Origin of the sequence: Mycobacterium hippophais, from assembly GCF_027529605.1 — a bacterium.
Classification (GTDB): Bacteria; Actinomycetota; Actinomycetes; order Mycobacteriales; family Mycobacteriaceae; genus Mycobacterium; species Mycobacterium arseniciresistens.
This window is the reverse complement of the sequence record NZ_JAPZPY010000003.1, coordinates 1-13,611: the sequence shown is the minus strand read 5'-3', so window position 1 is coordinate 13,611 and position 13,611 is coordinate 1. Positions and strand designations below refer to the sequence as shown.

The window sequence follows — 13,611 nt, the reverse complement described above, 5'->3', positions numbered from 1 at the left end:
CGATATTACAGTTTCACGACAGTCGCACAAGCATGTGTAATAGTTGGCAATTCGAGATACTCAGCGCGAGTCGAGTTCGGCCACGGCGGTCCGGTGCTCAGGCACGGACCGAACCGCGGTTTCCACAGCGCTGACGTCGGGATGGGCCGGATCGTCACGGATGTGCTCCCCGGCCTCCGGTCGGGTGCTCCTGCAGGCGCGGCGTCGTCGCCATGTGTCAAAGCGGTTGAGGGCGAAGATCACCAGCGCGGCGAACGCCCAGCCGAGCAGGATGTCGACGACGTAATGCTCAGCGGTGTAGACGAGGGTGAATGCCATGACCAGCACGTAGGCGACCAGCAGTGGCCGCCAGCCGCGGTGCACCCGGTGCCATAGGAACGCCGCGATGGCGGCCGTCATGCCGGCGTGCAGCGACGGGATGGCCGCAACCAGGTTCACGCTGGCTTGGCCGGCGTCAAGCAGGGCGGTGGCCGAGTGCAGGTCCAGCGCGCCCCACCCGCGTCCGACGATTCGTTCCACCCAGGGGTGGGCGCCGTCCTGGCTGGACTGCATCGCTCCGAGCACGCCGCCGTCGGGCACACCCCGCGCCGACCGGAACATGCACCTCGGGTCGGACGGCCCGCCGGAGACGTCGGCGGGCGTGCAGCGCGCCGCGGCCCATGGCGGCGCAGCGGGGACGAGGACGTAGACGATCAGCGCGGCGAAGTTCAGGCCGACGAACATCCGCACGAACGCCTTCCATTCGTCCCGGTTGCGCAGCCACAGCACTGCCGCCACGACGTAGGGAAGGATGAAGAACGACATGTAGACCGAGCTGAGGATCACTTCCCACCACGGCGGCGTCGGCTGCTTGAGCTGTTCCTGTAGCCACACGGTCGGCATGGTTCCGAAGAACATCCACCGGTCCGCGTCGGCCGGCCAGTGCCACAGGGTGGGCCGGCCGACCAGCGTGGCCGCTCCCCTGCTCAGGTCGTAGGCCAGCAGCACCACCGCGAACGGCAACCAGTCGCGCAGGACGTAGAGCATCCGCCTGCCCCGGCCGATGCTCGCCGCCAGCAGGCCGGTGGCGATGTAGAGCAGCAGCAGTTCCCGGTTGAAGGCGAAGCCGTCGGTCACCGTCCGGTACACCACGACGGCCGCCCAGACGCCGACCGCCACCCAGCGCATGATCCGGAGTCTCCGCGCACGCAGATCGGGAGTGTCGTCGTCGACGTGCGTCAGCGCAATCGACGACTGGTCGGTTGCGGTCACATAGGCCTTTCTGACGCCGGTCGGATTCCCGGCGACAGCCTAGTTAACCTTCGCGCCACCCGGCGTTCGAGGCGGGTTCGCTTACCGAAGTGTGATTCAGAACTAGATTGCGCACACGCGGAAGTACACCCCGCCGTAGGTGTCCATGCCCGCCAGAGGCGACGTGACCCGGTCCAGCGCGTAGTCGATGGCATAGCCCGAAACGCCCGACTCGTCGGCGTCGGGAATGTAGCTGCGGATCCGCTGCTCCCATTCCGATTGATTCTCGTTGTACGGCGGCGGAGTCTGCAGCGCACTGCACGCGGCCTTCTTGACCAGCTTCTCCTCGGTGGTTCCGTTGGCGAGTTTGGTGATCGCCGCGTCAAGAGACTTCTCCCACATCGATGGCTGCGGCGGCAAAGGCGGACGGGGCACTTGAGGCGGTTCAGGCCATGGAACCGGCTTGGGCGGCCACGGCGGCTTGGGCGGGCGAGGGATCGGCGGCCAGAGCGGCAGATCCAGGGATTGCACGTGGGCCGTCGCCCGTGGCGCAGCCCCCGCGACCGGCGGCACCGATTCCGCACGTGCGCACCCGGAGAAGAGGGCCGTCACCGCCGCAGCGACTGCGATGGACCGTGTTGTGCCCGGACTCGTCATGGCTGCCTCCAGCAGGTCGTCGCGCCGTCATGACAACGATCGACCTCTCGGAGCGGTCACGCCTGCGTAGCCGACTACGCCAGACCCGGGTGCTTCAGCCGACGTGTTCGCGCAGGAACGCGATGTCGTCCTTGCGGCCCTCGTCGGCGGTCTCGCAGATCACCGGCGCGTCGGCGGCCTTGACGACCGCGGCGAGCAGCTGCGGGTCGATCTGGCCGGCGCCGAAGTTGGCGTGCCGGTCGGCGCCCGAGCCCGCGGCGTCCCGTGAGTCGTTGCAGTGCACCAGGTCGATGTGGCCGGTGATGGCCTTGATCCGGTCGACGGCGTCGATCAGCGCCTCACCCGCGGCCCACGCGTGGCAGGTGTCGAGGCAGAAGCCGATGCCCTTGTCGCCGATCCGGTCCCACAGCCGGGCGATGGTGTCGAAGTGGCGGGCCATCGCGTGGTCGCCGCCGGCGGTGTTCTCCAGGTAGACCGCGACGTCGATCTCGAGGTAGTCCAGCGCCTTGGCCCAGCGCTCGAAGCCCGCCTCCATGTCGTTGTCGTCGGCGTGGCCGCCGTGCACGATGACCGCGGTCGCGTTGATCTCCGCAGCCGCGTCGCAGGTGTCCTGCAGGATCTTTCGCGACGGGATCCGCACCCGGTTGTTCGCCGATGCCACATTGATCAGGTACGGCGCGTGCACGTACAGCGGGATGGTCGACGCCTTGAGCACGTCGGCGTCCTCGCGCGGCTTCGGTTTCTTCCAGCTCTGCGGGTTGCCGAGGAAGAACTGCACCGCGTCGGCGCCGTCGGCCTGGGCGTCTGCGAGCGGATCATCACCGTGAACATGGGAACCGATAAGCACGGAGGCCAGTCTAGGCGCGGGGTCCGACGCCGCCGCGGCGGCGGGATCGCGTCCGGTGCTAGGACCCGTATCCCTCGACAACCATCCGGTCGTCGCCGAGTCTGCGCACAGCCAGGGTGACACCTGGCGCAGGAACGACGTAGATGAACTCGCCGTCTTCCTCCGGACGCTCCGCACGCCGCGCGCAGTCTGTCCGCGCGAAGGCGGCGAGCCCTCCGTCGTCCTGCACGACGAACGTCTCGCCCAGCCATGCCACTGCGCCGATGGGGAAGTCGGCGGGGACCTCGCACCGCACCGCCAGATCAGCGCCACTTCGCAGGTTGAAGACTTTCCGTTGTGGTTCGTACGTCAGGACGTCGCCGCGCGGATCGCCGTCGAAGGACTGGGGCAGCGGCGTGTTCGCCACCGCGCCGGTGCGGACGTCCACCTTGTGGTAGCGAATCGGCACGCCCCGGGCCCCTGACGTCAGCACGACGACCTCGTCGCTGGCTGGAAACAGTTGCGGGTCCAGCGCGTAGACCCGCTCAGTCTCGTCAGACCGGAAAGGGAACCGGTCGATCTCCTTGGTCAGCGCCGGCTTCCCGGTAGCGGCGTCGATCGAGACAAGCGTGTACACCGCGTCCGCGCCGTCGAGGCAGGTCGCGACGTAGACCAGCCGTTCACCCGCGACCGCCGCCGGACGCTGGCAGTCCCGGGGCAGATCGATGGACCACATCGATTCGCCGGTTCGGGTGTCGATGCGCGTCCACCGGTCCTCACCGTCTTCGGCCAGCAGGAACGGGATGCGTTCGCGGAACTCGAAGATGCCGTCGAACGAGTACTTCCCGCGAGCGTCGTCGGCCTGCCAGAGCACCTCTCCACTGACGGCGTCAAAGGCCACGACGTAGTTGACGTCCTCGGGCGACCGTCCCACGAACCGCACCATCACGGTCCGGCCGCCGTCGTACACCCGCATCGCCGACGACGTGATCTCGGGCGAACCGGTCCGTAGGTAGTGCCAGCGTTCGTTCGCCTCGCTGTCATAGGCACGCACACCGCGGGCCTCAAGGATGACGAAGCCGGTGCCGCCGGCGGCGAGCGCTTCAGGCGGGTCGTCGAAGTCGAGTTCCAGAGTCGCGGACGTCTCCACGGTGAACCGTCGCTCACCGAGTGTCGCGGGCACCGCAGGGACGGCCGCGTCGCCGGCGACGGTCGCGTCGATGTTGCGGCCGTCATCGCCCGAGCGCACCGCCGCCACGCCGCACACCAGCACCGCCACCAGACCGATCACCGCACCCGAGCCCAGCAGCGGACGCCGCGGCCGGACACCACCCGGAGTGAGCAGCGACGCGAGCAACGCCGCTACGCAGCCCGCCACCGCGAGCCCCCAGGCCGACAGCACCACCGGCGCTTGCAACGTCGCGCGCCATGTCGAGCGGATGTCGTCGACCTCGCCGAAAAGCGACACCAAGCCCACCACGATCAGCGAGATGATCGCCATCGCGGTGAGGAACGTGGTCAGGCCCCCGCTCGACGGCTCGTCAGCGGTTCTGACCAGATCGTCGTAGACGGCCACGACAAGCCCCACCGCGACGACCAAGACAGTGAAGACGGGGATCAACAGGAGCGACGGGCCCGGCGCCTTCGGAGCCAGCAGCGCCCAGACACAGAACAGCACCGCACCCACCAACGCGACCACCGCGACACCGGTCGCGACGGCCGCGCACCCGAGACGAATCCTGCGCGCAACCGGTTCCACGAACAATGACCTTAAGCGGGTTCGCACCCCCTCCGGTGCGGCAGATCGCGCGGTTGACCTTCGCAGATCACGCCGACGCGCTACCCGCGCTCAGACAGTCGGGCCGTCACCGCCGCCAGCACCTGCTCCGCCGCGCCGTAGAACGTGCCGAGGTGCGTCTGCCCGGGGATCTCGTCGAGCGTCGCACCCGCCGCGGCGACGTCGGCGCGCACGTGCGGCACGATCCAGTCCCGCGAGCCGACGTAGTAGATCGCCGGACAGGTGACCGACGCGGGGTCGACGTAGCGGGTGGGGGTCATCGATCCGGCGACGGCCGCCGCGACCGCCTGCGCGTCGTTGTCGGCCTCCATCATCGCCATGAACGCGGCGTCGGTCACCCCGAAAGCCCGCCACGCCGCGGCCCAGTCACCCGCGCGCAGATGCTCCGCCAGCGGCGTCAGCGTGCGGGTGACTTCGTCGCGGTAGGCATGCATGGCAAAGCCGCCGACCACCAGCCCCTCCACCCGCCCGGGGTGGCGGCTCGCCATGCTGCAGGCCAGCCACCCGCCTCTCGAGTATCCCCAGACCGTCGCCCGGTCGACGCCTTCGGCGTCGAGCACCGCGACCAGGTCGGCGGCCACGCCGTCCGCTCGATAGTCGTCGGGATCGTGGGGCCGGTCGCTTCTACCGTGACCGAGCGGGTCGACGTTGATCACCCGCCGGCTGTCGGCCAGGGCGTCGACGTAGCCGGCGTCCGCCCAGTGCCGGGCCGCCATCATCGTCCCCGCCACGAGCATCAACGGCGGGCCGTCGCCGGTCACGGTGTAGTGGATCCCGAATCCGCGCGACGTCGTCCGCATGGCATCGAGTGTCGCCGCGTCGCACCCGATCCGAAGCCGGACACGCACACGAAAAAGCCCCCGCTGATGAGCGGGGGCTTCTCCGTTGTGGAACTACCGGTAGTCCTACCGGTAGTCGCTGTATCCGTAATCGTCCAGCGGCACCGCGGCACCGGTGGCCTGGCCGAAGTCCGGGCTGTAGTACTGATCCTCGTAGGACGGGATCGTGTACGCGGCAGCCCGCGCCTCCTCGGTCGGCTGAACCTGGATGTTGCGGTACCGGTTGATGCCGGTACCTGCCGGGATCAGCTTGCCGATGATCACGTTCTCCTTCAGACCCTGCAGCTTGTCGCTGCGGCAGTTGATCGCCGCATCGGTCAGCACGCGGGTGGTCTCCTGGAACGACGCCGCCGACAGCCACGAATCCGTGGCCAGCGATGCCTTCGTGATACCCATCAGCACCGGACGGCCGGCCGCGGGCTCAGCACCCTCGGCCACCACCCGACGGTTCGCCGACTCGAACTCGGCACGCTCGGTGAGCGAACCTGGCAGGAACTCCGTGGCTCCCGAGTCGATGATGGTCACGCGACGCAGCATCTGGCGGACGATCACCTCGATGTGCTTGTCGTGGATCGACACACCCTGTGCGCGGTACACCTCCTGCACCTCGTTGACGAGGTGGACCTGCACCGCACGCGGGCCTTCGACACGAAGCACCTCGTGCGGATCGGCCGAACCCTCCATCAGCTGCTGGCCGACCTCGACGTGGTCGCCGTCGGACAGCGGACGCTCGGAGCCGTCCTCGTGCTTGAACACCCGCAGGCGCTGGCGACGCGGCAACTTCTCGTAGACCACTTCCTCGCTGCCGTCATCCGGCACGACTGTGATCTTGTAGAACTTGTCGGTCTCCTCGAGCTGCACCCGGCCGGTGACGTCCGCGATCGGCGCCTTGTTGCGCGGCACGCGGGCCTCGAACAGCTCCTGGACACGCGGCAGACCACCGGTGATGTCGCCACCGACACCACCCTGGTGGAACGTGCGCATCGTCAGCTGCGTGCCGGGCTCACCGATGGACTGCGCGGCCACGATGCCAACGGCCTCGCCGATGTCCACCAGCTTGCCGGTGGCCATGGAGCGGCCGTAGCAGGTCGCACACACGCCGGTGCCGGTGCCACAGGTCAGCACGGAGCGGACCTTGACGTCGGTGATGCCCGCTGCGAGCAGCGCGTCGATCGCCGGATCGCCCAGATCGTGCCCACGCTCGACGACCACGTTGCCGTTCTCGTCGACCGCGTCGGTGGCCAGGGTCCGTGCGAACGCACTGGTCTCGACGTGCGCGTCACGCACCAGCGATCCGTCGGCCAGCCGCTCGGCGATCGTGACGTTGATGCCACGCTCCGTGCCGCAGTCCTCCTCACGCACGATGACGTCCTGGCTGACGTCCACCAGACGACGGGTCAGGTAACCCGAGTCGGCGGTACGAAGAGCGGTGTCCGCCAGACCCTTACGGGCGCCGTGGGTGTTGATGAAGTACTCCAGCACCGTCAGGCCCTCGCGGAACGAGGACTTGATCGGCCGCGGGATGAACTCACCCTTCGGGTTGGTCACCAGACCCTTCATGCCGGCCAGGTTGCGCACCTGCGTCATGTTGCCGGTCGCACCCGACTTGGGCAGCAGCGTGATGGGGTTGTCGTCTGGATAGTGCTCCTCCAGCGCCTTACCCACCTCGTCGGTGGCCTCCTGCCAGATGCGCACCAGCGACTCGCGGCGTTCCTCGGGGTTCAGCGCGCCACGCTGGTACTTCTTCTCGATGCCGTCGGCTTCCCGCTCATACCGGTCGAGGATCTCGGCCTTCTGCGGCGGAACGAGCACGTCGGCCATCGACACGGTGACACCCGAGCGGGTGGCCCAGTAGAAGCCGGCGTCCTTGAGCTTGTCGACGGTCTGCGCGACCACGATCATCGGGTAGCGCTCGGCCAGATCGTTGACGATGCGGGCCTGGACCTTCTTGTGCATCTGCTCGTTGACGAACGGATAGCCCAGCGGCAGCAGCTCGTTGAACAGCACCCGGCCCAGCGTGGTCTCGGCCGTCCAGGCGTCACCGGGCTTCCACCCGGCGTCACCGAACAGCTCGGCCTCGGCCTCGGCCGACGGACGCTGCTGCGTCAGCCGGACGCGGATCTTGGCCCGCACGCTCAGCGCACCCCGGTCGAGCGCCATGATGGCCTCGGCCGGCGAGCTGTACACACCGAACTCCGGCCGATCCTTGGCGGCCGCGACGTATTCGCCGGTGTCGCCGGGGATCTCCGTGGTCAGGAAGTACAGACCGGTCACCATGTCCAGACGCGGCATGGCCAGCGGCCGTCCCGACGCAGGCGACAGGATGTTGTTCGAGGACAGCATCAGGATGCGCGCCTCGGCCTGCGCCTCCGCCGACAGCGGAAGGTGCACGGCCATCTGGTCACCGTCGAAGTCGGCGTTGAACGCCTCACAGACCAGCGGGTGCAGCTGGATGGCCTTGCCCTCCACCAGCTGCGGCTCGAAGGCCTGGATACCGAGGCGGTGCAGCGTCGGTGCGCGGTTCAGGAGCACCGGGTGCTCGCCGATGACCTCTTCGAGGACATCCCACACCTGGGGACGCTGACGCTCGACCATGCGCTTGGCGCTCTTGATGTTCTGCGCGTGGTTCAGGTCGACCAGACGCTTCATCACGAACGGCTTGAACAGCTCGAGCGCCATCAGCTTCGGCAGACCGCACTGGTGCAGCTTGAGCTGCGGGCCGACCACGATGACCGAACGGCCCGAGTAGTCGACGCGCTTGCCGAGCAGGTTCTGACGGAACCGGCCCTGCTTGCCCTTGAGCAGATCGGACAGCGACTTGAGCGGACGGTTGCCCGGTCCGGTGACCGGACGGCCGCGCCGGCCGTTGTCGAACAGCGCGTCCACCGACTCCTGGAGCATCCGCTTCTCGTTGTTGACGATGATCTCGGGCGCGCCGAGGTCGATCAGTCGCTTCAACCGGTTGTTGCGGTTGATCACGCGGCGGTACAGGTCGTTGAGGTCCGAGGTGGCGAAGCGGCCACCGTCGAGCTGCACCATCGGGCGCAGCTCCGGCGGGATCACCGGAACGGCGTCGAGCACCATGCCCAGCGGCGAGTTCCGGTTGGACTGGAACGCCGCGACCACCTTGAGCCGCTTCAGGGCGCGAAGCTTCTTCTGCCCCTTGCCGTTCTTGATGGTGTCGCGCAGCGAGTCGGCCTCGGCGTCGATGTCGAAGTTCTCGATGAGCTTCTTGATCGACTCCGCACCCATGGCGCCCTGGAAGTACTCGCCGTAGCGGTCGACGATCTCGCGGTAGAGGTTCTCGTCGACGATCAGCTGCTTGGGCGCCAGCTTGGTGAAGGTGGTCCAGATCTCGTCGAGCCGGTCCAGCTCACGCTGGGCCCGGTCACGCAGCTGGCGCATCTCGCGCTCGCCGCCGTCGCGCACCTTGCGGCGCACGTCGGACTTGGCACCTTCCTTCTCCAGCTCGGCCAGGTCGGCCTCGAGCTTCTGGGCCCGGGCCTCCAGGTCCGCGTCACGCTGATCCTCGACGGACTTCTTCTCGACGACCATCTCGGCCTCGAGCGTCGAGAGCTCGTTGTGGCGCATCTCGGTGTCCACCGCGGTGATGACGTAGGCGGCGAAGTAGATGATCTTTTCGAGATCCTTCGGCGCCAGGTCCAGCAGGTAACCCAAGCGCGACGGAACGCCCTTGAAGTACCAGATGTGCGTGACCGGTGCGGCCAGCTCGATGTGGCCCATCCGCTCGCGGCGCACCTTGGCACGGGTCACCTCGACACCGCACCGCTCACAGATGATGCCCTTGAAGCGGACGCGCTTGTACTTACCGCAGTAGCACTCCCAGTCGCGAGTAGGTCCGAAGATCTTCTCGCAGAACAGGCCGTCCTTCTCAGGCTTCAGCGTGCGGTAGTTGATGGTCTCCGGCTTCTTGACCTCGCCGTAGGACCACTGACGGATGTCGTCGGCGGTGGCAAGGCCGATGCGGAGCTCATCGAAGAAGTTGACGTCTAGCACGTAACTCCCTTTCCCCTTTCGGGACTAGAAAAATGACCAGCTGTTAAGCGAGATCCTCGACGGATGCGGATTCGTTGCGCGACAGGTTGATTCCCAGATTCGCCGCAGCGCGCTCCAGATCCTCGTCGTCGCTGTCGCGCATCTCGATCGCAGTGCCCTCACTGGAGAGCACCTCGACGTTGAGGCACAGCGACTGCAGTTCCTTGAGAAGCACCTTGAACGACTCCGGAATGCCCGGCTCGGGGATGTTCTCGCCCTTGACGATCGCCTCGTAGACCTTGACCCGGCCGACGGTGTCGTCGGACTTGATGGTCAAGAGCTCCTGCAGCGTGTACGCCGCGCCGTAGGCCTGCATGGCCCAGCACTCCATCTCGCCGAACCGCTGCCCACCGAACTGCGCCTTACCGCCCAGCGGCTGCTGGGTGATCATCGAGTACGGACCGGTGGAACGGGCGTGGATCTTGTCGTCCACGAGGTGGTGCAGCTTCAGGATGTACATGTAGCCGACCGTGACCGGATACGGGAACGGCTCGCCGCTGCGGCCGTCGTACAGCACGGCCTTGCCCTGTCCGTCGACCATCACGTCGCCGTCCCGGTTGGGCAGCGTCGAGGCCAGCAGACCCTCGAGCTCGTTCTCGCGGGCACCGTCGAACACCGGAGTGGCGACGATGCTGTCCGCGGGAGCCGAGTGCAGCTCCTCGGGCAGCTTGTCCGCCCAGTCCGGCACGGCGGCGCCGGAGCCGTCGGCGACCTGGATGTTCCAGCCCGCCTTGGCGACCCAGCCCAGGTGCGTCTCGAGGATCTGGCCGATGTTCATCCGTCGCGGCACACCGTGCGTGTTCAGGATGATGTCGACCGGCGTGCCGTCCGGGAGGAACGGCATGTCCTCGATCGGCAGGATCTTGCCGATGACGCCCTTGTTGCCGTGGCGTCCGGCGAGCTTGTCGCCGTCGGAGATCTTGCGCTTCTGGGCCACGTAGACGCGGACCAGCTCGTTGACGCCGGCGGGCAGCTCGTCATCGTCCTCGCGCGAGAACACGCGGATACCGATGACCTTGCCGGACTCGCCGTGCGGCACCTTGAGCGACGTGTCGCGGACCTCGCGCGCCTTCTCACCGAAGATCGCGCGGAGCAGCCGCTCCTCCGGGGTCAGCTCGGTCTCACCCTTGGGCGTGACCTTGCCGACCAGGATGTCGCCGTCGCGGACCTCGGCGCCGATGCGGACGATGCCGCGCTCGTCGAGATCGGCCAGCACCTCGTCGGAGACGTTCGGGATGTCCCGGGTGATCTCCTCGGCGCCCAGCTTGGTGTCGCGGGCATCGATCTCGTGCTCTTCGATGTGAATCGAGGTGAGCACGTCCTCTTCGACCAGACGGTTGCTGAGGATGATCGCGTCCTCGTAGTTGTGACCCTCCCACGGCATGATCGCGACGAGCAGGTTCTTGCCCAGCGCCATCTCACCGTTCTGGGTGCACGGACCGTCGGCGACCACCTGGCCGGACTCGACCCGTTGCCCGGCGTCCACGATCGGGCGCTGGTTGGCGCACGTGCCGTGGTTGGACCGCGCGAACTTGCGCATCCGGTAGGTCTTGCGGCTGCCGTCGTCGGCCATCACGGTGATGTAGTCGGCCGATACCTCCTCGACCACGCCCGCCTTCTCGCTGACGACGACGTCGCCGGCATCGATGGCGGCACGCAACTCCATACCGGTACCCACCAGCGGTGCCTCGCTGCGCACCAGCGGAACCGCCTGGCGCTGCATGTTGGCACCCATCAGGGCACGGTTGGCGTCGTCGTGCTCGAGGAACGGGATCATGGCCGTGGCCACCGACACCATCTGGCGCGGCGAGACGTCCATGTAGTCGACCTCGGTCGCCGAGACGAACTCGACCTCGCCGCCCTTCCGGCGGACCAGGACGCGCTCCTCGGAGAAGCGGCCGCTGTCGTCGGTCGGCGAGTTGGCCTGCGCCACGACGTGGCGATCCTCCTCGTCAGCGGTGAGGTAGTCGATCTGGTCGGTGACCACACCGTCGGAGACCTTGCGGTACGGCGTCTCGATGAAGCCGAACGGGTTGACGCGCGCGTACACCGACAGCGAACCGATCAGGCCGATGTTCGGACCTTCAGGCGTCTCGATCGGGCACATCCGGCCGTAGTGGCTGGAGTGCACGTCGCGGACCTCGAGGCCGGCGCGCTCACGGGACAGACCACCCGGGCCCAGCGCCGACAGGCGACGCTTGTGGGTCAGACCCGACAGCGGGTTGTTCTGGTCCATGAACTGCGACAGCTGCGACGTGCCGAAGAACTCCTTGATCGCCGCCACGACCGGGCGGATGTTGATCAGGGTCTGCGGCGTGATCGCCTCGACGTCCTGCGTGGTCATCCGCTCGCGGACGACACGCTCCATGCGGGACAGGCCGACCCGGATCTGGTTCTGGATCAGCTCACCCACGGTGCGCAGCCGGCGGTTGCCGAAGTGGTCGATGTCGTCGACCTCGACGGGCACCTCGACGCCACCGGGCACCGTCATCGTGGTCTGGCCTTCGTGCAGCCGGACCAGGTACTCGATGGTGGCGACGACGTCTTCCTCGGTCAGCGTCGTCGAGGACGGCGCACTCGGATTGGCCGTGATGCCGAGCTTCTTGTTGACCTTGTAGCGGCCGACGCGGGCCAGGTCGTAGCGCTTCTCCTTGAAGAACAGGTTCTCCAGCAGGGTCTGCGCGGACTCCTTGGTGGGCGGCTCGCCCGGGCGCAGCTTCCGGTAGATGTCGAGCAGCGCCTCGTCGGTGCCTGCGGTGTTGTCCTTCTCCAGCGTGCTCATCATGATCTCGCTGAAGCCGAACCGCTCGGTGATCTGCTCGTTGGTCCAGCCCAGCGCCTTGAGCAGCACGGTGACGGGCTGACGGCGCTTGCGGTCGATGCGGACGCCGACGGTGTCGCGCTTGTCGACGTCGAACTCCAGCCACGCGCCGCGGCCGGGGATCACCTTGACGCTGTGCAGCGTCTTCTCGGTGGACTTGTCGATCGTCGAGTCGAAGTACACGCCCGGCGAGCGGACCAGCTGGCTGACCACGACACGCTCGGTGCCGTTGATGATGAAGGTGCCCTTCTCCGTCATCATCGGGAAGTCACCCATGAACACCGTCTGGCTCTTGATCTCGCCGGTGTTGTTGTTGATGAACTCGGCCGTGACGAACAGCGGGGCCGCGTACGTCATGTCCTTGTCTTTGCACTCGTCGACCGGCGCCTTGACCTCGTCGAAACGCGGGTCGGAGAACGACAGCGACATGGAGCCGGAGAAGTCCTCGATCGGTGAGAGTTCGGTCAGCACCTCTTCGAGGCCGCCGCTGGGGTTGACGTCGCCGCGTGCTTTCGCGGTCTCGCGCCACCGGTCGGACCCGATGAGCCATTCGAAGGAGTCCGTCTGCACGTCGAGCAGCCCCGGAACCTCGAGAGGCTCGCGGAGCTTGGCGAAGGAAATGCGGTTTGGGGCTCCGGGAACGGAGTTATTGGTGATAGCTTCTGCTGACTTGCTCTGGCTAGAGACTGCCAAGATGCATTCCTTCCAGCACCTCATGCGACTGCCCGAGAGCCGGTGTGCCGGTTCCGTTTGGCCGCGATATCTGCGTCGGTTCGGCTGACTTCAGCCTGTCCGTGCCCCTGAAGGGGACTCTCCGACGCACGGCACGCGACTAGATCACTGAGCGAAACGGGGCTCAGGCCAGGCGGGTGTCAGGTGCAGGTGAGGTGGGCAGGATGCAGCCAGCGCAACGTCCAACAATAGCGCACGTCCGCCTATTCCGGCAATCAGCATTCCTCAACAAGCCCGTATCCGTCGCACGCTGGGGCTGGCTGGGCGCTGGCTGGCGTCCTCGACCCGTACAACATGCTGCCCAACACATTGGCCCGTCGGGGCCGTTCCGTCAAGGGTTCACACGCCGTTTCTCGCGTCGAATCCGGTGGTGAGCACCTACCGGCGGGCGGCGGTGGCGCAGCGGGGTGGCGAGGGGTCCACACATGCAATCGCCGCGCGGTCCGACGGACCGCGCGGCGACTGCGTGAAACAGGTCTAGCGCTCCCGGGCGACCGGGATGGAGGCGGTCGGGGCGTCGTCCTCGTGGCTCCGGTGATGACGCGACGTCGGTTCGTCGCCGAATTCGCTGCGGCCCTGGTTCGTGCCCTCGAGGTCCTCGCGGATGGCCTCCTGGGCGGCCTCGGGCAGCGACCCCATGATCTCGCGCACC

General features: G+C 67.3%; 7 protein-coding genes. All 7 read right to left on the bottom strand.

The features are described 5' to 3' along the window. Positions 1-60 precede the first annotated feature (60 nt). The 7 genes from O6P37_RS08565 to rpoB all read right to left on the bottom strand — a co-directional run bounded on the left by O6P37_RS08565 (position 61) and on the right by rpoB (position 12,920). Entirely contained in the window at positions 61-1,251 is a 1,191-nt protein-coding gene (locus O6P37_RS08565) for a phosphatase PAP2 family protein (protein ID WP_269893675.1), read from the bottom strand. 102 nt (positions 1,252-1,353) lie between these two features. Beyond that, positions 1,354-1,650 (bottom strand): hypothetical protein, encoded by a 297-nt coding sequence (locus tag O6P37_RS08560; protein WP_269893674.1) that lies wholly within the window; start codon positions 1,648-1,650, stop codon positions 1,354-1,356. A 331-nt stretch (positions 1,651-1,981) separates the two neighbouring features. Further along, complete coding sequence (locus O6P37_RS08555; protein ID WP_269893673.1) at positions 1,982-2,734, bottom strand: deoxyribonuclease IV; 753 nt, start codon at positions 2,732-2,734, stop codon at positions 1,982-1,984. A gap of 58 nt (positions 2,735-2,792) precedes the next feature. Further along, the gene (locus O6P37_RS08550; protein ID WP_269893672.1) at positions 2,793-4,472 is read right to left on the bottom strand and encodes an outer membrane protein assembly factor BamB family protein; all 1,680 of its coding nucleotides are present in this window, start codon (positions 4,470-4,472) and stop codon (positions 2,793-2,795) included. A gap of 80 nt (positions 4,473-4,552) precedes the next feature. After that, on the bottom strand, positions 4,553-5,311 hold the full coding sequence (locus O6P37_RS08545) for an alpha/beta fold hydrolase (protein ID WP_269893671.1): 759 nt from the start codon (positions 5,309-5,311) through the stop codon (positions 4,553-4,555). A gap of 105 nt (positions 5,312-5,416) precedes the next feature. Next, entirely contained in the window at positions 5,417-9,367 is a 3,951-nt protein-coding gene (locus tag O6P37_RS08540; protein ID WP_264011662.1) for a DNA-directed RNA polymerase subunit beta', read from the bottom strand. A 43-nt stretch (positions 9,368-9,410) separates the two neighbouring features. Next, the gene (rpoB, locus tag O6P37_RS08535; RefSeq protein ID WP_408633135.1) at positions 9,411-12,920 is read right to left on the bottom strand and encodes a DNA-directed RNA polymerase subunit beta; all 3,510 of its coding nucleotides are present in this window, start codon (positions 12,918-12,920) and stop codon (positions 9,411-9,413) included. Between the last annotated feature and the right edge of the window lie 691 nt (positions 12,921-13,611).

Coding starts and splice junctions, on each gene's coding strand:
- O6P37_RS08545 (WP_269893671.1), bottom strand. CDS start 5,311: ATGCGGACGACGTCGCGCGGATTCGGGATCCACTACACCGTGACCGGC.